The organism is Exiguobacterium sp. KKT215, from assembly GCF_055635335.1.
On record NZ_CM145756.1, the window covers coordinates 2,750,752 to 2,771,560 of the forward strand.

General features: G+C 52.3%; 21 protein-coding genes. 11 read left to right on the top strand and 10 right to left on the bottom strand.

Annotation, left to right across the window (positions count from 1 at the left end; translation table 11 throughout):
* Positions 1–16: 16 nt before the first annotated feature.
* Positions 17–1,570, top strand: coding sequence for an ABC-F family ATP-binding cassette domain-containing protein (locus ACZ2GZ_RS14420; protein ID WP_021068083.1), 1,554 nt, complete (start codon positions 17–19; stop codon positions 1,568–1,570).
* Positions 1,571–1,591: 21 nt separating this feature from the next.
* Positions 1,592–2,716 carry a DUF418 domain-containing protein gene (locus ACZ2GZ_RS14425; RefSeq protein WP_131471638.1) on the top strand — a complete coding sequence of 375 codons (1,125 nt, stop codon included), beginning with the start codon at positions 1,592–1,594 and terminating at the stop codon, positions 2,714–2,716.
* A gap of 72 nt (positions 2,717–2,788) precedes the next feature.
* On the opposite strand, the gene ACZ2GZ_RS14430 is transcribed toward ACZ2GZ_RS14425, so the two are convergent.
* The 5 genes from ACZ2GZ_RS14430 to ACZ2GZ_RS14450 form a co-directional block, all read right to left on the bottom strand.
* Positions 2,789–3,718, bottom strand: a complete 930-nt coding sequence (locus ACZ2GZ_RS14430; protein WP_029596287.1) for a manganese-dependent inorganic pyrophosphatase — start codon at positions 3,716–3,718, stop codon at positions 2,789–2,791.
* A gap of 96 nt (positions 3,719–3,814) precedes the next feature.
* Positions 3,815–3,952, bottom strand: a complete 138-nt coding sequence (locus ACZ2GZ_RS14435; protein WP_021068076.1) for a hypothetical protein — start codon at positions 3,950–3,952, stop codon at positions 3,815–3,817.
* Positions 3,953–4,046: 94 nt separating this feature from the next.
* A complete protein-coding gene (locus ACZ2GZ_RS14440) occupies positions 4,047–4,328 on the bottom strand; it encodes a HesB/YadR/YfhF family protein (protein WP_029596288.1) in 282 nt (93 codons plus the stop codon).
* Positions 4,329–4,395: 67 nt separating this feature from the next.
* The gene (locus tag ACZ2GZ_RS14445) at positions 4,396–5,355 is read right to left on the bottom strand and encodes a LacI family DNA-binding transcriptional regulator (protein ID WP_029596289.1); all 960 of its coding nucleotides are present in this window, start codon (positions 5,353–5,355) and stop codon (positions 4,396–4,398) included.
* A gap of 11 nt (positions 5,356–5,366) precedes the next feature.
* Positions 5,367–5,600, bottom strand: coding sequence for a hypothetical protein (locus tag ACZ2GZ_RS14450; RefSeq protein ID WP_029596290.1), 234 nt, complete (start codon positions 5,598–5,600; stop codon positions 5,367–5,369).
* A 236-nt stretch (positions 5,601–5,836) separates the two neighbouring features.
* Here ACZ2GZ_RS14450 and ACZ2GZ_RS14455 point away from each other — a divergent pair, with 236 nt between their 5' ends.
* From ACZ2GZ_RS14455 to ACZ2GZ_RS14470, 4 genes are all read left to right on the top strand, one after another.
* Positions 5,837–7,126 carry an NCS2 family permease gene (locus ACZ2GZ_RS14455; protein WP_029596291.1) on the top strand — a complete coding sequence of 430 codons (1,290 nt, stop codon included), beginning with the start codon at positions 5,837–5,839 and terminating at the stop codon, positions 7,124–7,126.
* 238 nt (positions 7,127–7,364) lie between these two features.
* Positions 7,365–8,102, top strand: coding sequence for a (Fe-S)-binding protein (locus ACZ2GZ_RS14460; protein ID WP_029596292.1), 738 nt, complete (start codon positions 7,365–7,367; stop codon positions 8,100–8,102).
* Positions 8,103–8,104: 2 nt separating this feature from the next.
* Positions 8,105–9,508 (top strand): LutB/LldF family L-lactate oxidation iron-sulfur protein, encoded by a 1,404-nt coding sequence (locus ACZ2GZ_RS14465; RefSeq protein ID WP_029596293.1) that lies wholly within the window; start codon positions 8,105–8,107, stop codon positions 9,506–9,508.
* A complete protein-coding gene (locus ACZ2GZ_RS14470; protein ID WP_021068069.1) occupies positions 9,505–10,200 on the top strand; it encodes a LutC/YkgG family protein in 696 nt (231 codons plus the stop codon). The genes ACZ2GZ_RS14465 and ACZ2GZ_RS14470 overlap by 4 nt, the downstream gene beginning before the upstream one ends.
* A gap of 48 nt (positions 10,201–10,248) precedes the next feature.
* Here the strand turns inward: ACZ2GZ_RS14470 and ACZ2GZ_RS14475 are convergent, their stop codons facing one another.
* Both ACZ2GZ_RS14475 and ACZ2GZ_RS14480 read right to left on the bottom strand, forming a co-directional pair.
* The gene (locus tag ACZ2GZ_RS14475) at positions 10,249–11,274 is read right to left on the bottom strand and encodes a DUF4097 family beta strand repeat-containing protein (RefSeq protein ID WP_029596294.1); all 1,026 of its coding nucleotides are present in this window, start codon (positions 11,272–11,274) and stop codon (positions 10,249–10,251) included.
* Entirely contained in the window at positions 11,271–11,591 is a 321-nt protein-coding gene (locus ACZ2GZ_RS14480) for a PadR family transcriptional regulator (protein ID WP_021068067.1), read from the bottom strand. The genes ACZ2GZ_RS14475 and ACZ2GZ_RS14480 overlap by 4 nt, the downstream gene beginning before the upstream one ends.
* A gap of 191 nt (positions 11,592–11,782) precedes the next feature.
* Between ACZ2GZ_RS14480 and ACZ2GZ_RS14485 the strand changes: the two genes are divergently transcribed.
* Positions 11,783–13,738 (top strand): sensor histidine kinase, encoded by a 1,956-nt coding sequence (locus ACZ2GZ_RS14485; RefSeq protein WP_408584482.1) that lies wholly within the window; start codon positions 11,783–11,785, stop codon positions 13,736–13,738.
* A 42-nt stretch (positions 13,739–13,780) separates the two neighbouring features.
* On the opposite strand, the gene ACZ2GZ_RS14490 is transcribed toward ACZ2GZ_RS14485, so the two are convergent.
* On the bottom strand, positions 13,781–14,578 hold the full coding sequence (locus ACZ2GZ_RS14490; RefSeq protein WP_029596296.1) for a glucose 1-dehydrogenase: 798 nt from the start codon (positions 14,576–14,578) through the stop codon (positions 13,781–13,783).
* Positions 14,579–14,770: 192 nt separating this feature from the next.
* Here ACZ2GZ_RS14490 and ACZ2GZ_RS14495 point away from each other — a divergent pair, with 192 nt between their 5' ends.
* Both ACZ2GZ_RS14495 and ACZ2GZ_RS14500 read left to right on the top strand, forming a co-directional pair.
* On the top strand, positions 14,771–16,093 hold the full coding sequence (locus ACZ2GZ_RS14495; protein WP_035385700.1) for a hemolysin family protein: 1,323 nt from the start codon (positions 14,771–14,773) through the stop codon (positions 16,091–16,093).
* A gap of 192 nt (positions 16,094–16,285) precedes the next feature.
* The gene (locus ACZ2GZ_RS14500) at positions 16,286–17,278 is read left to right on the top strand and encodes a 5'-3' exonuclease (RefSeq protein ID WP_021068063.1); all 993 of its coding nucleotides are present in this window, start codon (positions 16,286–16,288) and stop codon (positions 17,276–17,278) included.
* 13 nt (positions 17,279–17,291) lie between these two features.
* Here the strand turns inward: ACZ2GZ_RS14500 and ACZ2GZ_RS14505 are convergent, their stop codons facing one another.
* On the bottom strand, positions 17,292–18,092 hold the full coding sequence (locus tag ACZ2GZ_RS14505) for a VOC family protein (RefSeq protein WP_470295373.1): 801 nt from the start codon (positions 18,090–18,092) through the stop codon (positions 17,292–17,294).
* A 106-nt stretch (positions 18,093–18,198) separates the two neighbouring features.
* On the opposite strand from ACZ2GZ_RS14505, the gene ACZ2GZ_RS14510 reads away from it, so the two are divergent.
* On the top strand, positions 18,199–18,525 hold the full coding sequence (locus ACZ2GZ_RS14510) for a winged helix-turn-helix transcriptional regulator (protein ID WP_021068061.1): 327 nt from the start codon (positions 18,199–18,201) through the stop codon (positions 18,523–18,525).
* Positions 18,526–18,590: 65 nt separating this feature from the next.
* A complete protein-coding gene (locus ACZ2GZ_RS14515; protein WP_470295374.1) occupies positions 18,591–19,598 on the top strand; it encodes a S66 family peptidase in 1,008 nt (335 codons plus the stop codon).
* A gap of 4 nt (positions 19,599–19,602) precedes the next feature.
* On the opposite strand, the gene ACZ2GZ_RS14520 is transcribed toward ACZ2GZ_RS14515, so the two are convergent.
* Complete coding sequence (locus ACZ2GZ_RS14520) at positions 19,603–20,793, bottom strand: helix-turn-helix domain-containing protein (RefSeq protein WP_470295375.1); 1,191 nt, start codon at positions 20,791–20,793, stop codon at positions 19,603–19,605.
* Positions 20,794–20,809 lie beyond the last annotated feature (16 nt).

The following is a 20,809-nucleotide window of genomic DNA, read 5'->3' on the forward strand; positions in this document are numbered from 1 at the left end:
GGAACGAATAAGAAATATGAGTATATTAACAGTACAAAACTTGAGCCACGGTTTCGGTGACCGCGCCATTTTGAATGACGTGTCTTTCCGTCTATTGAAAGGCGAACACATCGGCCTCATCGGAGCGAACGGTGAAGGAAAATCAACGTTCATGAACATCATCACGCGTAAGCTCCAGCCGGACGAAGGCAAAATCGAATGGGCGAAAAACGTCCGTGTCGGTTACCTCGACCAGCACGCTGTCCTCGAGCGTGGGATGACGATTCGGGACGTGTTGAAGAGCGCGTTCCAATACTTGATTGACACCGAAACACGAATCGGTGAGCTCTATATGGAAATGGGCGATGCGACGCCAGAACAGATGGACGACATGCTCGCTGAAGTCGGCGAACTGCAGGAAATGCTCGATTCGAACGACTTTTATATCATCGACGCGAAAGTCGAAGAAGTCGCTCGCGGTCTCGGTATTTTAGATGTCGGACTCGACCGTGACGTCACGGACCTCTCAGGTGGTCAGCGGACAAAAGTATTGCTCGCGAAATTGCTTCTCGAGAAGCCGGACATCCTCCTCCTCGATGAGCCGACCAACTATTTGGACGAGGCCCACATCGAGTGGTTGAAGCGTTATCTCCAGAACTACGACAACGCCTTCATCTTGATTTCGCACGATATCCCGTTCTTAAACAGCGTCATCAACTTGGTCTACCATATGGAGAACCAAGACTTGTCACGCTATGTCGGGGACTACGACAAGTTCATGGAAGTGTACGAGATGAAACGCTCGCAGCTTGAATCGGCTTATAAACGCCAGCAGGCTGAAATCGCCGACTTGAAAGACTTCGTCGCCCGCAACAAGGCACGCGTCTCGACGCGGAACATGGCGATGTCACGCCAGAAGAAACTCGATAAGATGGACGTCATCGAATTGAGTGCGGAACGTCCGAAACCAGAATTCCGGTTCTTGCAGGCACGCACGTCAGGTCGTCTCATCTTTGACGCCAAAAATCTCGTCATCGGTTATGACGAGCCGCTCTCACGCCCGCTCGACCTCCAAATGGAGCGCGGTCAGAAGATCGCCCTCGTCGGTGCGAACGGGATCGGGAAAACGACGTTGTTGAAGAGTCTTCTTGGCATGATCAACCCGCTTGAAGGAACCGTCGAACGCGGTGAGTTCTTGGAGATCGGGTACTTCGAACAAGAAGCGGCCGTCAGCAACAACACGTGTATCGAAGAGATTTGGAGCGAGTTCCCGTCCCTCAACCAGCAACAAGTCCGCGCCATGCTCGCGAAATGCGGTCTCATGACGAAGCATATCGAGAGTAAAATCGCGGTCCTCAGTGGTGGAGAGAAAGCGAAGGTCCGTCTCTGTAAGCTCCAAAACAACGAATCGAACTTGCTCCTCCTCGATGAGCCGACGAACCACTTGGATGTCGACGCGAAGGAAGAGTTGAAACGTGCGTTGAAAGAATATAAAGGCAGTATCCTACTCATCAGTCACGAACCAGAGTTCTATCAAGACATCGTCACCGACGTCTGGAACTGCGAATCGTGGACGACAAAAGTATTCTAATCCGTGTAGAGGAAGTGGCGTATGGCTGGCCCGATTCAAGTTAATGAACGCATCGTTCTGTATGACATCATTCGAGGTTTTGCCCTGTGCGGCATCTTCCTCGTCAATATCCCCACAATGCTCGGAAGCGACTGGATTTCCGGTCGCGCCGACTATGCGGGGAGCGATTTACTCGTTCGGACGCTGTTCGATTTGTTCGTCCAGACGAAGTTTTACACGATTTTCTCGCTCCTGTTCGGAATCGGCTTCTCGATTTTTCTCGAGCGCTCGTATGCGCGCGGGGACTCGGTCGCCCGTTATATCCGCCGTATCGCGATTTTGTTTCTATTCGGACTCGTTCACCTGGCCATTTGGTCGGGTGACATCTTACATACGTACGCGATGTGGGGCTTGTTGCTCCCACTGTTTTATGGATTAAGCAACCGGGCGATTTTGACATGGGCATGGAGTTTGTTGATTGGGAGCTTTTTACTCTTCTATGTCTCATCCATGTACTTAGAATTGTCGCTCGGATTTAGGTTTAGTGGTGATCCTTTCCCGGCAATCTTTAATTCTGGATTCGGCCCATGGTTCGACTATCGCTTAGACGAAGAGATTTTTGACATGTTCCAAAACTCATTTTTTGTTGGGGTTGAAATTCTAAGCCTGTTCTTGTTCGGCCTGTATATTGGACGCGAACGGAAACTCCTCACGTGGAGCATCCGAGGATTGACCCGGACGGCCATCATCTGCACGATAGCGGCCCTACCGTTCTTCGCAGTTATTATTTGGCATCACTACGGTAGCGGTGCCGAGTATTCGGCGACGAACTCTGCGGCTATCCTCGTCTCTGGGAAACTGCTCGCGACGACGTACGTCTGTCTCTTTACGATCGCCGTCCGTAACGGGCGCGCATTCCGTCCGCTGCAGGCGCTCGGCCGTATGGCGCTGACGAACTATTTGACGCACACGCTCGTCGTCGTCCTGCCCGTTATCGCCCTCGGCTACTACGGTCGCCTGTCGTTGACGGAAGGATTGTTCTTAAGTATCGCAATTTTGATTGCCCAAGCGTTCTTCTCGATGTGGTGGCTCAAATCACATCGATACGGTCCGTTCGAGAAATTATGGCGAATCGGAACGTATGGACGACAAAAACAAGCATCTTAACCGCAAAAAGGCTCGAAGCAGATTGACCTGCTTCGAGCCTTTCTCGTTTCTTATTCGAGCCTTTCTCGTTTCTTAGTTCGTCGCCGCTGCTGTGAGCACCGGTACGATTTGCTTTTTACGTGAGACAACACCAGGGAGTGTCGCAAGACCATCGACCAATTTGACGTTGAACGCCTGCTCGAATAGATCCGTCTTCTTACCGACAACGAGTGCTTCTGAATCGTTCGTCAAAATGTTCGTGATGGCGAAGACAAACAAATCGAGTTCTTTGTCTAACATCTTCACGGCCATTGCCGCTTCGACTTCAGCTTTACGGCTCAATACATCGTTCGCGTCGACCGTGTTCACTTGAGCAATCTCAATGCGGTAGTCACCCATCGCAAACTCTTTCGCGTCGAGCGAGATGAGTTCTGGGATTGTCTTTTGGCTAAGGTCGGCTCCAGCTTTCAACATCTCAAGACCGTATGTCTCGATGTCTGTACCTGAGATAGCTGCGAGTTCTTTTGCCGCTTTGATATCCTCGTCCGTGCATGTCGGTGACTTGAACAAGAGCGAGTCCGAGATGATCGCCGATAGCATCAATCCTGCCATGTCAGGCGCGATTTCGACACCGTGCTCTTTATAGAGTTTGAGCAAAATCGTCGCCGTGCATCCGACCGGCTCCGCCCGATAGTAGAGGGCATCTGCTGTTTGGAAGTTGGCGATACGGTGGTGATCGACGACTTCAAGGATGCGCACGTCTGCGATGTCTTCCGCACTTTGTTGGAACTCGTTATGGTCGACCAAGATGACCGAGTTCACTTCGTCTGAGACGCGTTCCACGAGGCGTGGTGCCTTGACGCGGAAGTGGTCGAGCGCATATTGCGTCTCCCCGTTCACTTCACCGAGGCGGATCGCCTCGGCGTCCATCCCTAACTTTTTCTTGAGCTCCGCGTAAGCGAGCGCCGAGCAAATCGTATCCGCATCTGGATTTTTATGTCCAAAGACTAGTACTGTACTCATCATACATTCTCCTCACTATGATAGTTTTCCCTTATCCATTATAACGTCTATACTCATTCTTTCAATTCCCAAACAAAAAGAGCCACTAGGGGCTCTTTACGCTTGTTCGTCTTCGTCCGTCTCTTCGAGGTCCGAATGATCCCCTTTTGAATCTTCTTCGTGCGAAATATCCGGTTGGTCTCGTTTCAACTTCTCTTGTTCTTCTTGTTCACGCTTTTTATCTTGTTCTGACATCTGTCTCATCCTTTCGGTTTTGTCATGTCGTAGACTGTTCCCCGAGCTGGATGGCTTCAAACGGATGTATTCTTTCTGTTAACAAACTGTGATGTCACGCTTGAACGAATACGACCTCGTCGCCACGAATCTCGACGTTGACGTCTTGTCCTTGGAACAACCATTCATCCTGTTCAGCCACGACGAAGCGAATCCCGTCCTCTTCCGTTTCGACTACAGCGTTGTCGATGTCTTCTGTGATGACGCCCACTGAGAAGCCGTGCGTCAAATCGGTCGAACCCCCATATTTGGCGAAGAGGCGCACCGTCTGGCCTGCCTCGACTTCCATTTCATCTTTAAAAAATTGGAGTGCTTCTTCTGTCACGTTAATCTTCATCTGTCATCCTCCTCTCGACTTCTGTCTCCATTCTAATCGTTTCAGAAAAGACGAGCGAGGAAGTTGCCTAGAGTGTCGTCCCCGGCAAATACGTGACCGTTAAACTGTTTGTGACCGAAGCTGCACCGTTCATTTCATCAAACGTCACGTCGAACAGCGTCCGGCCGATGTCTTCATTTGGCGAGTGCATCGTCGACAGACCGAATGCCTGACCGATCGGATGACCATCGAAGCCCAGGATGGCGACTTCATCGGGGATGCTGACACCGCGACGGCGTAATTCCCCTAAAAAACCGAGCGCCACATAATCCGACGAGAAAAAGAGCGCTCGAGGACGCTCTTGTTGACGCAGAAACGCATCGGCCAGTCCGATTCCGTCCTCGCTCGTCAAGTAACCGGTCCAGACCCACCGCTCACGCGCAAGTTCGACTTCATCGAAGTACGCTTGCTGACGCGCGATCGAGCTTGGACTGTCTTGTCTTGACAACACGATGCCGATTTCGGCATATCCCGCTTGCGCCAACACGCGCAAACCGGCGACGAACGCGGTGTAATGATCGACGTGGACCGAAGAAATCGTCTGCGGCGCTCCGACGGTCGCGACCGCAATCGGACCAAACTGTCTATACGTTTCCATCTCATCGAATGACATCGTATGGGATAACAGAATCGCCCCATCGACTTCACGGTGCTTCAATAAATCAAGCGCTTGCCGCTCTTGGTCGAGTTGATATTCTGTCTGCCACATGACGAGTCGATAATCTCTTTGGAGGGCAGCTTTCGCGAGCCCGTTGACGAACAGTCCATAATACGGATGATCCAAATACGGCAACACGACGACGAAACGCTGCGTGCGACCGGTCGATAACGTCAGCGCCTGCTGATTCCGTAAATAGCCAAGTTCGGCCATCGCCCGTCGCACCCGTTCCCGCTTCTCTTTCGACACGTACGGATGCTCATTGAGCACGCGCGATACCGTCGTCACGGATACGTCCGCATATTTCGCGATATCTCGGATGTTCGCCATTCCGCTTCACCTCAATCTGTCAGTCTTTGCATATAGTGTACCCACTCTGACTCCTGACTGTCACCTTTCGCAATCACTTGTTTCCGGATGGCTTGGACGAGACGAAACCGTTCTTCGACGGAGAGATGAAGAAACTCGTCTTGGAAACGGGCGCACAACATTCTTCCGAGCGGCGTATACAACTGATTGATGACGAGTTCGTAGACGATCCCACTACACCATGTCTTCCACGTTGTCGGATTCATGAGCTTTCCCTCCTTTGACTTAACCGTACAGTCTGAAACGCGTTTCAGAGCAAGTACTATTTTTATTTTGTCTATTTCCGAACATTCAGCGCTTACATGAGAATATTTTAGGTATTTTCACTCAAAATCATTGACGACAGCCAGCTCATTTTGTATAGTCATCAAGTTGATAACGTTAATTCGAAGATTGACGAACATTATTGTTCGGAAATTACTAATGATAGGGAGTTTTATTCATGAACTTTTTTCAATTGAAACAACATGGGACGAACGTTAAAAAAGAAGTGATGGCCGGCATCACAACGTTCGTGACGATGGCATACATCTCCGTCGTCAACCCTGCGATTCTGTCAGATGCCGGCATCCCGTTCGCACAAGCGTTCACGGCGACCATCATCGCCATCTTGATTGGTACCGGCCTCATGGCGTTCTACGCCAACCTCCCAATCGCCGTTGCACCAGGGATGGGACTGAACGCATTCTTCGCGTATACACTCGTCGCCCAGCAACAGATTGCTCCGTCAGCCGCGCTCGGCGTCGTGTTCGTCTCGTCGGTCTTCTTCTTGATTTTGTCGCTGTCACCGATTCGGACGAAACTGATTCAAGCGATTCCAGCGTCGCTCAAGCATGCCATCACGACCGGTATCGGTTTGTTCATTGCCTCGCTCGGATTGAAGTTGTCAGGTCTCATCGTTGCGGATGAGGCGAACCTTGTCCGGCTCGGGGACTTGTCATCGCCGAGTGTCTTGCTCGTCCTCGGTGGCTTGATTGTCTCGGCGCTCTTGTTCTCTCGGAACGTCCCAGGCTCGCTCCTCATCGGGATGGTACTTACCGGAATCGCCGCCTATTTCATGGGTCTCTTGAAGATTGAAGGCGTGACGGCGATGCCGACATTGCCGGAAGGACTGATGGTCAATCCGCTCACGGCGTTCTCAGACGTCATCCAATACGGCTTGTTCGGTGCCGTCTTGTCATTCTTCCTCGTCACGTTATTCGATACGACGGGAACACTCGTCGGTGTCGGAAAACAGGCCAACCTGTTGAAAGAGGATGGGACGATTGAGAACGGTCACCGCGCTTTGTTCGCCGACTCGCTCGCGACAATGGGTGGCTCGCTCGTCGGGACGAGCCCGTCGACGGCTTACATTGAATCAGCTGCCGGTGTCGCCCAAGGCGGACGGACCGGTCTCACGACAGCGGTCGTAGCCGGTTTGTTCGGACTCACCCTTTTCTTCAGCCCGCTCATCGGTGCCATCTCTGGTGTCGCCGCCATCACGGCGCCGGCGCTCATCATCGTCGGTGCGCTCATGTTGACGAACGTCCGCTATATCGACTGGACCGATTTCAGCGAATACTTCCCGGCGTTCATGACGATTCTCATCATGCCGCTCTCGGGCAGTATCGAACGCGGGATCGCCTTCGGGTTCATCCTGTATCCAATCTTTAAAGCGATGAACAAAGAGACGGTCCACCCGCTCATCTACTTGTTCGGCGCACTGTTCATTTTGGAAATGTTCTTCTTATAAGTTAGATTCGTGCCCTCGTCGACCGACGAGGGTTTTTCTGTTATTCAGCACGGGAACACTGTCGTATATCAGTTCCATCCTGAATCTTGATTCATTATCATTTAGTTCTCAATTAGGTAGGATTTTACATTTATTTGAGAGATTCGTCCCATTTTTCTGTTTTGTGGCTGTTTGTTATGGAATAATAACTGTGAAACCGTTTACGAATAAAACTATGAACACGAAAGAAGGAATGGACATGCCTAAAGTGGCACTGTTCGTCACTTGTCTCTCTGATACGTTGTTCCCATCGGTAGGACAAGCGACGGTCGAACTATTAGAACATCTAGGTTGTGACGTCAGTTTCCCGTTTGAGCAAACGTGTTGCGGACAGCCCGCCTATAACAGCGGCTACCATGAAGAAACAAAGAAGATTGCGAAGCATATGATTGAGACGTTCGAGAAGGCCGATGCCGATTATATCGTCGGCCCGTCCGGTTCATGTGTCATGATGATGCGCGACTATCCACACTTGTTCAAAGATGACCTTGCCTGGAAGATGCGGGCCGAGGCCCATGCGGCGAAGACGTTCGAGTTGACGCAGTTCATCGTCGACGTGCTCGAAGTGACGGACGTCGGGGCCAAGTTCTCCGCCAAGGCGACGTACCACGCCTCATGCCACATGACGCGCCTGCTCGGCATCGAGGCGGCACCGGGGCAGTTGCTCAAAAATGTCGACGGCTTGACGATGCTCCCGCTCGACAATGTCCACAACTGTTGCGGCTTCGGGGGGACATTCTCCGTCAAGATGCCAGACGTCTCGGTGCAGATGGTCGATGAGAAAGTTGAATCGATCTTGAACTCGGGGGCCGAGGTGCTCATCGGGGCGGACGCCTCGTGTTTGATGAATATCGGGGGACGCCTGCATAAACAAGGTCATCCAATCAAAGTGATGCATATCGCGGAAGTGTTGAACGAAGGGGTGAAACAAGCATGAGCATGGGGATTCGGTTAGATGAGAAGTTTCAAGATCGACGCAAAGACGGGATTGATAATCCATTCATGCGCCAAGCTGTCAGTTCGGCCCAGAACCGATTACGTGACGGAAGGCTGAACGCGGCAGGTGAGCTTGGGGATTGGGAAGCGTTTCGGGACCATTCGGAAGAGATTCGCCAACATGTGCTCGAACATCTTGACTATTACTTGTATCAATTGAGCGAGAATATCTCCAAACGGGGCGGCAACGTCTTTTTCGCCGAGACGCCGGAAGAAGCCAACCGTTACATCCGGGAAGTCGTTCGCGCCAAGAATGCCAAGCACGTCGTCAAATCGAAATCGATGGTGACAGAAGAAATCGGGTTGAATGAGGCGCTCCATGAGGAAGGATGCACGGTCGTCGAGTCCGATCTCGGGGAATGGATCCTGCAGCTCGACAACGATCCACCGTCGCACATCGTCGCCCCGGCCTTGCACAAAGACCGAAACGCCGTCCACGAGACGTTCACGGCCCACGGCTATGAAGGATCGAACGACCCGACCGAGCTCGGGCGTTATGCTCGCCGTGAGTTGCGGAAAGACTTTTTGAAAGCAGAAGTCGGCATCACGGGCTGTAACTTCGCCATCGCCGAGAGCGGTGCCGTCGGGCTCGTGACGAACGAAGGGAACGGTCGAATGGTGACGTCGCTTCCGGACACGGTCATCTCGGTCATGGGCATGGAACGGATCGTGCCATCGTATGAAGAGTTCGAGGTGCTCGTCAATATGCTATGTCGGAGCGCCGTCGGTCAACGACTCACCTCGTACATCACGACGTTCGCTGGCACGCGCGGTCACGGCGAAGTCGATGGACCAGAGGAGTTCCATCTCGTCATCGTCGACAACAAACGCTCTGGCATCCTCGGCACACAGTTCCAGTCTGTGCTCCAATGCATCCGCTGTGCGGCCTGTATCAATGTCTGCCCAGTCTACCGCCATATTGGTGGTCACGCCTACGGCTCGATTTATCCGGGCCCGATCGGTGCCGTGCTCGCCCCGCTCCTCGACGGATACGAGAATTATAAAGAGTTGCCATACGCCTCGAGCCTATGCGGTGCCTGTACGGAAGCCTGTCCGGTCAAAATCCCGCTTCACGAGCTGTTGATTGAGCATCGCCGGGTCATCGTCGAAGAGAAGAAACAATCACCGTTCGTCGAGCGCATCGCCATGAAAGGCTTCGCCGTCACGTCCTCGAGTCCGTTCTTATTTGAAGCGGCCGAACACATCGCGCCGTTCGCATCGTCCCCGTTCACGAAAGCGGGACAAATCGACAAAGGCTTGCCGGCGTGGACGGATTCGAAAGACTTACCGCAACCGGCCAAGCAGACGGTGCGGGATTGGTTCAAGAAACGGGGGAATGCAGAATGAATCCAGGCACGATCACCAATCGCGAGGATTTTCTAAAACGAATCGCAGGGCAACTCGGACGTGACGTCGATTTGACGCCGCCGAAACGAGTGTATAAGCATCGACCGCAAGACGAGGTGTTGAAAGATGCGTCCGACGAGGAACTGCTCGAGACATTCCGGATGGTCGCGACACGCATCCACACCGACGTCGTCGAATGCGAGTCGGCCAACCTCGATGATACGCTCCGTCTGTTAATTGATCGGTATGAAGGGAAAGCCATCATCGCTGAACATGACGACCGGATTCAGGCGTGGGCCCCAAACACGAGCGAATCGTTTGACTGGTGGGATGTGGAGCGACCGGAAGACAGCCGTTCCCTCGCCATAAAAGCCGATATCGGCATCACGATTGCCGACCAGGCCCTCGCCGAGAGTGCAACCATCGTTCAATACGCAGCACCCGGCAAGTCACGTACAATCAGCCTATTGCCGCGCGACCATATCGCCATCATCCCGAAATCGGTGCTCGTCCCGCGGATGACGCAGGCGGCCAAACAACTAGCCGACCTCGACCGCTCCGGTGAGCTCAACTCGCCGAACGGGGTCAACTTCATCTCAGGTCCATCGAACTCGGCCGATATCGAGATGAATTTGATTGTTGGGGTGCACGGACCGGTCCGTGTCGCCTACTTGCTTGTCCACGATCTGTAAACAAAAAGACTCGCGCGTGAATAGCTCACGCGCGAGTCTTTTTCATGCTTATTCGACGGTGATGCTCCCGTTCGAGCTCGTCAGTTTGAGTTCGACCGTCCCGTCCCCGAACGTCCGCTCGTTCGCCCGGTCGCCGAACAGTTCGACTTTGCCGTTTCTCGTCTTGGCCCGGATGACGGCGTCACGCGGATCTCGCTTCAGACGCACATCGATGCGTCCGTTGTTCGTTTTCAGACGGACCGGATGCTCGAGCACATCTATGACACAGTCGATGCGTCCGTTCGATGTCTTCGCCTCGACTGCCCCTGTCACGTCATGGATATCGAGACGGCCGTTCGACGACTGAACCTCGAGACGATCCACAGTCGAGCCAAGCACTTCCACGCGTCCGTTCGACGATTGCGCGTCAAGGTCCTGCCCTATCATCGACGTGAGACTGACTTTCCCGTTCGAAGAGCGGAACGAGCCTCGCTTGGCGCTAACAGTATGGGCCGTGATGCTCCCGTTCTCACTCTCAACTTCGACCGATGCGGCCTCGAGATTGCGCACGTCACAGGAGCCGAGACGATTTTTCAAGACGACTTGCTCATATGCATGGCGTGGTAACTCGACGTGTAACACCGGTGCCTTGGTCACCGCCCAGGCGAACAAGTTCGACAGACCAAACCGGCGCTCTGATTCGATTCGAATCTCCAGGGTGTCCCCGACAATCTCCATCGTCACCCCGTGGTCTCGTTCCGTCTCGAGCGTGGCGTAGGCAAAGCCGTCATGAGACGGCACGACTTGGACGTGCGCTTGCAGGACGTTAATCGAGACGTTGCGAAACGCCACGTTCTGGCTTTTGACAACGGCCGGTTCTTTGCGCACCTCAGACGAGAGCTCGTTTGATTCGAGCAACTCGCTCGCGAGCGCGCTTGGCGCCCCGAGTTCTTCAATCATCGCCGCATCTGTCTTCCCGTCAACCCGTCCGCTCGCAAAGTATTCCGACACATCCCGTAAAATATCGACCCGCTCGATGACGCTCATGCCCATCAGTAACCGTTCGAGTTCCAATAAATACTGTTCTTCTGTCATTTGTCCGTTCCCCCTTCAATCAATTCGTTGACACCGGTCGTGAACGCTTCCCATTCCGCACGTAGTTCTGCCAAGTGAGCTTTCCCCTGCTCTGTGATCGTGTAGTACTTTCGCGGTGGTCCTTCTGCCGACTCCTTTAAGTACGTTGTGAAATACCCGTCCGAGGTGAGTCGCCGCAGGAGCGGATAGACGGCCCCTTCCGAGATGGCGACTTTTGCCGAGATGGCTTGCACGAGCTCGTATCCGTAACGGTCATGCGTCTCGACGAGCGCGAGCACGCACAAATTGAGCACGCCTTTCTTGAACTGAGGATTCATTTCCTCGCCTCCTCTACTATATATTAAACAATAGCTCATCATTCACTATTATTCAATATATAATAGTTAAATTTCCGCTTATTTCTTGATTTGTGGAAACAACTGGTTTAAATCTGTACAATGAAGGAACGATACTCGTAGGATATTTGTCACAGCAGGAATGTACGCAGTTCCAGGAAGGAACGGTCTTTATGAAAGCATGGATTGACCAGCGGATCGGAAGACAGTTTTTATTCGTCTTCTATTTATTCATCGGACTGATCCTCCTGACCTCACTCGCCGTGTACATGTATACGGAAAACCGAATCGAACAGACGACGTCATCGCTCGAGAACATTAGTGAACGTCGCACGAACGCGACCGAACTATTCGAGACGTGGCAGTCGATGCAATATGAAATGCGTGGCTATGTCATCCTCGGCGACGAGGCGATGCTCGCCCGCGTGAAAGAAAAACAAGACTTAATTGAGATTCAGACCGCATGGTTCGAGACGAACGCGGTCACTGAAAAAGAGAAGACGTATGCCAGCGACGCACGGACGCTATTCTCGGCTTATCAACAACGCGTCATGCCGAGCCTAGAGCGATATGTCATCGCCAAACGCGAAGGGACGGTCACCGAACCGTTCTTGAAAATGCCGACACTTGGCAAAGTGACGCCGCAAGCGGAACCGCCTGCCGACCGCAAATTCAAAATCAACTCAAAAAGTGCCGCAGATATGAGCGCGAGCATCGTCGATATGGAGACGGTGTTCACCGAATACCGCAACTCGTTGAATGAAGAAGAGAATCAGTTGCGGGAGCAACTCGCCACTCATACAAAGTGGGCGCAAGTGCTCTGGCTCCTCTCCCTCCTCGCCGTGTTGCTCGTCCTCTTTATCGCTGCTCGCCCTTATGTGAAACGATTGACCGGTCAACTGCAGAACTTGATTATCAACAGTGATCGACTGGCGGATGAACGGATCATTCCGATTCCAGCGGCTGTCTCTTCGCGAAATGAGGTCGGACAATTGACGAACTCATTCCGTCAAATGGCCTCTTCGCTCGCGACACAACGCAACCAAGTCGAGGAAGAACGTGAGAAGACGGCGCGCCTCCTGCACTCGATTCGTGATGCGGTCATTTATGTCGAGCATACGACACATGAGAAGTTCGCCAACCAGGCCCTCTTCATCATGTTCAATCAAGCCGCCACGAAACGGAGCGAGATGGACTTGTATCGCTTGGATGCTGATTTAGAGGAACTCGGTCTTCAAGTCGATCAGAAAGACTCGTTCTTATCATTCATGCGCCGTGCGTTTGATGGCGAGAGCATGGAAGAAAGCGTGACGTTCTCGATGAATCAAGAAGAACGCTTCATCCAGATGTATGCCGAGAAAATCCACTTGCGTGGCACCCGTCATGGCACGATGCTCGTCTTCCGGGATGTGACGCAAGAGACCGAAGTCGACCGCTTGAAAACGGAACTCGTGTCGACCGTGTCGCACGAACTGCGCACACCGCTCACGAGCATCATCGGCTTCACCGAGCTGCTTCGCTATCGGACGATGCCTGCTGAGCGAATCGATCAATATTTAGGGATGATTCATCAAGAGACGCTCCGTCTCGAGGACTTGATTTCCAACTTGCTCGACGTGCAACGGATGGAATCCGGTAAACAGACGTACCATAGCCGACCTGAGAGTTTGCATACGATTTTGAAAGAGACGATCGCTATCCATCAAGGCGCGAGTGAACATCATCAGCTCGCCCTCGAATGTGATACGAACCTATATGTATACGGTGATCGGGATCGCTTGAGTCAACTGTTCACGAACTTGCTCCACAATGCGATCAAATATTCACCAGAAGGCGGAAAAGTCGCCGTCTGTGTCACGAATGACAAGTCGGACGTCATCGAGATTTCGATTCAAGACACCGGCATCGGCATTCCGACGTCGGCGTTACCGAAACTGTTCGACAAGTTTTATCGCGTCGACAACTCGGCCAGTCGTAAAATCGGTGGCACGGGCCTCGGCCTTGCCATCTGTAAAGAGATTGCCGAAGGACACGGCGGAACGATTCGCGTCGATTCGAGCGTCGGCCACGGCTCGACATTCACCATCATCTTGCCGAAATACGCGGCGGAAGATCAACTAAGCAGTTAATAGAAAAAGGGAGACGCCGCTTGACGCGGAGCCTCCCTTTTATCATTGCACTTTATTTTCAGGACCGAATGATGGATAGAGCGACAAGCCTCCGTCCGCGAAAATCGTCGCGCCGGTGACGTATGATGACTCGTCTGAAGCAAGCCATGCCGCAACGGCCGCAATCTGTTCCGGACGACCAATCTCATGAGTCGGGATGAGCGCCTCGAGCCCTTTCTTCTCTTCAGGGTCTTGCATCGTCTCTTCATTGATTGGTGTGTCGATGGCGCCTGGTGCGATGCCGTTGACACGAATCTTGTTCGGTGCGTACTCGAGGGCGACCGATTTCGTGAACATCTTCACGCCACCTTTACTCGCCGCATAATGCGTATAGCCTGGACGTGGAATCACTTCGTGCACCGATGACATGTTGATGATGTTCCCTTGAATCTCATGGTCGACAAAGTATTTGAGGGCGGCACGTACACCGAGGAACGTTCCCGTCAAATTCGTGTCGATGATTTTCTTCCAGTTATCGAGCTCCATCTCGTGCGTCTTCGCCTCGACCTGTACGCCGGCATTGTTGACGAAAATGTCCATCTTCCCGAACTCCGATACGGCCGTTTCAATCATCTTCTCGGCGAGACCCTCTTCGGCGACGTCCCCTTTGACCGCGACCGCTTTCCCGCCAGCAGCCTCGATGCCTTCAATGACTTTGTTCATCTCGTCCTCGCTGCTACGATAATTCAAGACGACATGAACCCCTTCCTTCGCATATCGTTCCGCGATGGCGCGCCCGAGTCCTTTCGAACTCCCGGTGATGACCGCGACTTTTCCTTTTAGTTCTGGATAGTTAGCCATATCAATTCCTCCTTCGTCTCTTCTCGATTTGTAGTTCCCTCATTCCCCTCTTGTCGAAACCTTTCCGCCTGTTTTTTGAATATTTTTGGTATATCCACTATACTGAAACAAACTATTCGTTTTCAGGGATTCTCCTGAACGACATACGACTTAACGTTAATGGAGGTGACTCCCCGATTTTTGGGGGAATTTTTGGACAGTCCCATGTTACTCAGCTTATTGATCGTCGCCTTGCTCATTTTTATGACCGCCTTTTTCGTGGCAGCCGAATTCTCCATCGTCAAAGTGCGTGGGGCCCGACTCGACCAACTCGTGCTCGAAGGAAACCGACGGGCCGCTGTCGCCAAGAAAGTGATTGAGAATCTCGATGACTCGCTATCGGCCTCACAGTTCGGCATCACACTCGCTGCCCTCGGGCTAGGCTGGATTGGCGCGGACCAAATCGAAGGGATGATTCAACCGCTCGTCGACCGCTTGAACGTCTCATCGTCGCTCGCGACCATCCTATCTTTCTTGATTGCCTTCTTGCTGATTGCCTTCTTACACGTCGTCATCGGGGAACTCGTCCCGAAAACGCTTGCTGTGCATGAAGCCGAACGCTTGACGTTACTCGTCGCCCGACCGCTCTATTTCTTCACGAAATTACTGTATCCGTTTATCCATGTGTTGAACGGGACGGCCCGGTTGACGTTGCGCTTGTTCGGCGTGCAGACGACCGCCCAAGAGACGGCGCACTCGGAAGAAGAACTTAAAATCATCATGACCGAGAGCTTCCGCAGCGGAGAAATCAACGAGAATGAGCTCGCCTACGTTCAAAACATCTTCTCCTTCGACGAACGAATCGCCAAGGACGCGATGGTCCCACGAATGAACATGGTGACCATCGACGAAGAAGACTCGATTGAGACGATTATCGCTACCGTCCAAGAACATCAATACACCCGTTATCCGGTCACGCGTGATGGCGACCGCGATGACGTGCTTGGCTTCATCAACGCCAAACAATTATTCACCGCTCAACTCGTCAAAAGTGATGCCCCGTTCGAGACGTTTATTCATCAGCTGCCGCTCGTGACGGAATTCACACCGCTCCAAGAAGCGATGGTGAAAATGCAGAACGCGCGGACGATGATGTGTCTCGTCATCGATGAGTACGGCGGTACGGCCGGTCTCCTCACGATCGAGGACATCCTCGAGGAAATCGTCGGAGAGATTCGTGACGAGTTCGACCGTGACGAACAGGCTGAAATCACCGAGGTCACACCCGGTCATTACCGCTTGTCCGGTCTCGTCTTGACGCAAGAGATTGAAGAACGGTTCGGCATCGAAATCGAGGATGACGTCGATACAATCGGCGGTTTCGTCTTATCGCAAAAAGCGAATGCCCGCACCGGTGAACGGTTCGTCTTACCGGGCGAACATGAACTGATCGTCCGTGAAATCGACAATCACCGCGTCGTTTTCGTCGATTTGATTTTAGCCCATAAAGACGAGATTCAACCTGAACTCGACTGACTCAATGGACCGCCCTCCCCGATTTTTCGAGGAGGGCTTTTCGTGGAGCGGTCGAACTGTCGCTATATTTTCATGTCTTGTCGTGATATACTGCACATATGTTGCTAATTTGAGTGCGTGTCACTCATTGACACAACATCACCGAACAGTTCATCAATGTTCGGTCCAACAACTACAGAAAGAAGGTTACGCATGGAACGTAAACTATTTTTAATTGACGGAAACTCCATGCTGGCCAGTGCCTACTATGGTGCCGCCGCGAGCCGAACGAAAAAAGGACGCGAGGTATCTAAAAACGATCGGAGTGCCGTCATCGGTATGACCGGCCTCATCCGGACGATTCTACGCAGACATCGTCCGACTCATTTCGTCGTCGTGTGGGACGTCTCACGTGAAACATTATGGCGCCGCGAGCTCTATCCAGGCTATAAACGCCGTCGCCGCCAGACACCACCCGAGTTGAAAGCACAAATGGAACTCATGCGCCAATTGCTTGAAGAGAGCGGCATTCCGCAATATCAAGTCGAAGGCTATGAAGGTGAAGATTTGATTGCTCATATCGCTCGGAAGTTCAGCTGTAGCGCCCCTGTCGTCATTATGACGAAAGACAAGGACTTGCTTCAGCTCGTGAGCCCACGCATCACCGTCTGGCTTCAAACGCAAGAGCTGCAACAAATGCAGGCTCGTTGCGACATCAAAGACAATCGCCCACTCCCGCTCAAGCGACATCTCGAGATTCGCCCTGAGGAGATTGCGGCATTGTACGAGGGATTGAAGCCAAAACAGCTCTCAGCAGTCAAAGCATTGACAGGAGACCGTTCAGACGGGATTCCACCTGTGGCCGGATTAGATGAAAGTCAATCGGTCCAGTTAATCAAACGCTTCGGTTCGCTCGATAAGCTCTATACGGCGCTCAGCGTCAAAGGCGACAAACGACAATTGATCAATGAAACGATCGCGGCACTGACGTCAGAAGAAGTGCCCCGTAACTTGAGACGCACACGTAAAAAGGCCGAGCGCAACATGGAGCTCGTCCGTCTCGATGTCACGGTGCCAGAACTTGAACACTTGAAACTCGCTCATCTTGAGCTCAGTATCAATTCAAAACGTGTCGAACAAGCGTATCAAAAGCGCGGCATTCGCCTCTCGTTTGATTCAAGTCAAAAGAAAATTTCAGCACGCTAAAAAAGCGCGGACATTAGTCCACGCTTTTTATATTGACCGTGATGCCGTCGTCATCGGTGAGCGACCATTCCGATGTCGTCCCGCCGAGTTCGCGATTCGTGGCCGTATCGACTAAGAGCGTCCACGCCTCCAGACCGGCCTCTTGTCCCATCGGCTGGCTTGGTCGGGCCCAGACGTTCGCGCCGATGTGGTGATGATACCCGTCGGCCGCTAAAAATAAGGCGCCCGGATACGAATCGGTCGTCACCTTGAAACCGAGACGATTTTGATAGAATAATTTTGCCGCTTCTAGGGAACATACTTTGAAGTGGACATGCCCCATCGTCGTCCCATTCGGAAGGCCCGTGAACGGACGGTCGGCCGCCGCCTCGAGCATCGATTCATATTCAACTGGGTCCGTCGACATCTTCACATGACCGTTCGCTTCATATTCCCACTGCTCGCGGGGACGATCGGCGTAGAGCTCGATGCCGTTACCTTCCGGGTCGCTCAAATAGAACGCCTCACTGACCAAATGATCGCCTTGTCCGACTTCAATCCGTTGTTCAATCAAATGACGAAGAATCCGTCCGAGTTCGACACGGTTTGGCAATAGAATCGCCATATGGAACAAGCCAGCTGTTCGTGGATTCGGACGCACGCCGCTCACTTCATGTAAGACGACGAGCGCCATTTCGTTCGTTCCGAGTGTGACGCGATGTTCTGACGTCTCGAGTACATCCATTCCGATGACGCGCTCATAATATGTTTTCATCGTTTCTAAATCGTTGACGCGCAATGTGACGGCGCCGAGTTTAATGTTTGTTAAGTTCATCCTTGATCACCTCTTTCTCAGTATACCCGCTAAGTAGAATCGACAGAAGACGGCACAAAAAGGTGGTATAGTTACCTCAAGGATACTGTAGAGAGGAGTGAGACTGATGCCATTGATTTCAAGTTGCGAAGTCGATACCGCGCTCGAGCTGATCACGGGGAAATGGAAACCGTCGATTTTACTCGCGCTCATTAATGGGGACACGTTACGGTTCAGCGAATTGAAACGCTCGCTCCCAAATATCAGTCAAAAGATTTTGACGGCACAACTTCGCGATTTAGAGGAGCAAGACATCATCATCCGCACCGTCTATCCCGAAGTTCCGCCTCGTGTGGACTATCGCTTGAGCGAGTATGGGAAGACGTTGATTCCGGTGCTCGAGACGATGAACGCTTGGGGCATCCAACACGCAGAACGTATGCGTCAAAAATAATTGTCCACATGTGGATAATTATTTTTGACGCATTCCCATCTATCACTTATCCACAGGAGGCTCACATGATTCGTTATCCACAATTGACCGGACATCACTTCGGTGTGACGGCCCCTTCGTCTGGCGTTCCCGCTGAATTACATGGACTGCTCCATGAGGCCGAGGCGACATTCACCCGCCATGGGTTCACGCTCCAATTCGAGTCATCGGTCTGGACGCAAGACAAGGCGAAATCGGCACCGGCAAAAGTCCGGGCCGATGAATTGACGCGGTTGTTCCACGATGATGGGATCGATTTGATTATCCCGCCATGGGGCGGCGTCCTCTTGATTGAATTGCTAGACGCCATCGACTGGGACGCGCTCACACCGAAATGGATGCTCGGCTATTCTGACGTCAGCTTATTCCTATTCGTGTACACGCTCAAGACCGGTATTGCTTCGGCCCACGGGACGAACCTTGTCGACCTACGCGGCGAAGAATGGGACGCGACAAGCTCGCGTTGGCTCGACGTCGTATCAGCAAAAGAAGGCGAGACGGTCATCCAGCTCGCCTCGGAACAGTTCCAAAAAGAGTGGCAGCATGAGAACCCAAGCCCGCACGTCTATCATTTGACCGAACCGACGGAGTGGAAATCACTCGGCGGGACAGAGGCGACCGGACGATTGCTCGGCGGCTGTATCGATGTCTTGTTGCATACGATCGGCACACCGTATGGAGATGTCGCCACGTTCCAACAGACCCATTTGGACGGGGAGCCGATTCTTTGGTATTTCGAGAACGCCGAGCTCGATGTTCCCGCACTCAAACGGACCCTGCTTCAAATGAAGTGGGCCGGTTGGTTTGATCATACGTCTGGCATTTTTTTCGGGCGCAGTGCGGCCCAACAGCCCGTCCAAGGCTACACGGCAGAGGACGTGTATGCGGAACTGCAGGAATTGCTCGACGTACCTGTCATTTACGATATCGATTGCGGGCACGTCCCGCCGCAAATGACACTCATCAACGGTGCCCACGCCTCGATTCAAGTCGAGGACGGCAAAGGGACACTCATTCAAACGTTCAAGGGCTGACGCGTCAGCCCTTGATTTTTTTGATGAGCGACATCAGATGGCTGCGGAAACGACCTTCCGGGAACAGACCCACTTCTCGTTCGATCAACGGTACCCATTCATCCCCACACCCGTGACTCGTTCCAATTAATAACCCTTCGAAATAAATCGCTTGATCGACAAATCCATGCTTCGACCATTGATCATGATGCTCCAACAGTTTCAAAAACGATTGCCGGGCTGCCTCTGTCTCACCGGTCAAGGCGAAATAGACACCTTTACTCATCTCGAACGCCGCGATGAATTCTGTATTTCCGTCTAGCAGTTGGTTCATGACCACAATCTGTTGATGGAGCAGCTCCGTCTTCCGATATTCAATCGCATAGAGCGCTTCCGTCATCGCCAAGCGTATTTTCATCGTCACGTCGTCCGTGAAATTCGTGTATTGTTTCGCTTTTTGTAGCGCATCGACAATCGCCGCTTCATCTTTTAAATAGAGGGCACAAATCGCAATCGTTCGATATACATCGTCGACCCGATAATACATTTTCGTTCGTTTCATACAATCGAGCGTGTCCTCGAGACGACGAATCGCGCCTGGTAAATCATCGTCATACAACATGTTCCGGAACACCATCAACATGCTGAATTCGACGCGGGTCTTCGTCTTCATACTTCTCGAATCAATCAATTCAATCGTATCGATCCGTTCTATCGCCTCATCAAACCGATTCCACATGAGCAGATAAAACGCTTGGCTGATGCGGGCCATAATCAATTCTTCTTTCTCTTCGACCCGTTCAAACACCGCGATTGCCCGATCATACCACTCCAACAGTTGTTGTTGATTCCCACTATAAAATACACTGTCCGCGAGTAACGTGTACGCCTTCCCTTGCCACACCGAGTTCATCTCCACGTCCAAATAAGGGAGAAGCGCCTTCTGAACGGCCTCGTCATCCCATGAACTGAGACCTCCCTGCGTATATTCAATCTCCTCGACGATTTTCTGTAAGTCCTCCTCGCGCGGATCGATGAGCAATGACTGTACCGGCACGTCCAATCGTTTCGCGAGTTCACGAAGGCTGCGCATTGACGCCTCCGCTTTGCCGTTCTCAATCATACTGAGCATCGACTTCGTGATGATGCCTTCAGCGAGCTGACTTTGCGTCAGTTTTTTTTCTTTGCGTAACGCTTTAATCCGTTGTCCAATCATAGAGCACCTCTTAAAA

What these genes read in the sequence shown, in the direction of transcription:
- ACZ2GZ_RS14420 (WP_021068083.1), top strand. Translation starts at nt 17, where the DNA reads ATGAGTATATTAACAGTACAAAACTTGAGCCACGGTTTCGGTGACCGC.
- ACZ2GZ_RS14425 (WP_131471638.1), top strand. Translation starts at nt 1,592, where the DNA reads ATGGCTGGCCCGATTCAAGTTAATGAACGCATCGTTCTGTATGACATC.
- ACZ2GZ_RS14430 (WP_029596287.1), bottom strand. Translation starts at nt 3,718, where the DNA reads ATGAGTACAGTACTAGTCTTTGGACATAAAAATCCAGATGCGGATACG.
- ACZ2GZ_RS14435 (WP_021068076.1), bottom strand. Translation starts at nt 3,952, where the DNA reads ATGTCAGAACAAGATAAAAAGCGTGAACAAGAAGAACAAGAGAAGTTG.
- ACZ2GZ_RS14440 (WP_029596288.1), bottom strand. Translation starts at nt 4,328, where the DNA reads ATGAAGATTAACGTGACAGAAGAAGCACTCCAATTTTTTAAAGATGAA.
- ACZ2GZ_RS14445 (WP_029596289.1), bottom strand. Translation starts at nt 5,355, where the DNA reads ATGGCGAACATCCGAGATATCGCGAAATATGCGGACGTATCCGTGACG.
- ACZ2GZ_RS14450 (WP_029596290.1), bottom strand. Translation starts at nt 5,600, where the DNA reads ATGAATCCGACAACGTGGAAGACATGGTGTAGTGGGATCGTCTACGAA.
- ACZ2GZ_RS14455 (WP_029596291.1), top strand. Translation starts at nt 5,837, where the DNA reads ATGAACTTTTTTCAATTGAAACAACATGGGACGAACGTTAAAAAAGAA.
- ACZ2GZ_RS14460 (WP_029596292.1), top strand. Translation starts at nt 7,365, where the DNA reads ATGCCTAAAGTGGCACTGTTCGTCACTTGTCTCTCTGATACGTTGTTC.
- ACZ2GZ_RS14465 (WP_029596293.1), top strand. Translation starts at nt 8,105, where the DNA reads ATGGGGATTCGGTTAGATGAGAAGTTTCAAGATCGACGCAAAGACGGG.
- ACZ2GZ_RS14470 (WP_021068069.1), top strand. Translation starts at nt 9,505, where the DNA reads ATGAATCCAGGCACGATCACCAATCGCGAGGATTTTCTAAAACGAATC.
- ACZ2GZ_RS14475 (WP_029596294.1), bottom strand. Translation starts at nt 11,274, where the DNA reads ATGACAGAAGAACAGTATTTATTGGAACTCGAACGGTTACTGATGGGC.
- ACZ2GZ_RS14480 (WP_021068067.1), bottom strand. Translation starts at nt 11,591, where the DNA reads ATGAATCCTCAGTTCAAGAAAGGCGTGCTCAATTTGTGCGTGCTCGCG.
- ACZ2GZ_RS14485 (WP_408584482.1), top strand. Translation starts at nt 11,783, where the DNA reads ATGAAAGCATGGATTGACCAGCGGATCGGAAGACAGTTTTTATTCGTC.
- ACZ2GZ_RS14490 (WP_029596296.1), bottom strand. Translation starts at nt 14,578, where the DNA reads ATGGCTAACTATCCAGAACTAAAAGGAAAAGTCGCGGTCATCACCGGG.
- ACZ2GZ_RS14500 (WP_021068063.1), top strand. Translation starts at nt 16,286, where the DNA reads ATGGAACGTAAACTATTTTTAATTGACGGAAACTCCATGCTGGCCAGT.
- ACZ2GZ_RS14505 (WP_470295373.1), bottom strand. Translation starts at nt 18,092, where the DNA reads ATGAACTTAACAAACATTAAACTCGGCGCCGTCACATTGCGCGTCAAC.
- ACZ2GZ_RS14510 (WP_021068061.1), top strand. Translation starts at nt 18,199, where the DNA reads ATGCCATTGATTTCAAGTTGCGAAGTCGATACCGCGCTCGAGCTGATC.
- ACZ2GZ_RS14515 (WP_470295374.1), top strand. Translation starts at nt 18,591, where the DNA reads ATGATTCGTTATCCACAATTGACCGGACATCACTTCGGTGTGACGGCC.
- ACZ2GZ_RS14520 (WP_470295375.1), bottom strand. Translation starts at nt 20,793, where the DNA reads ATGATTGGACAACGGATTAAAGCGTTACGCAAAGAAAAAAAACTGACG.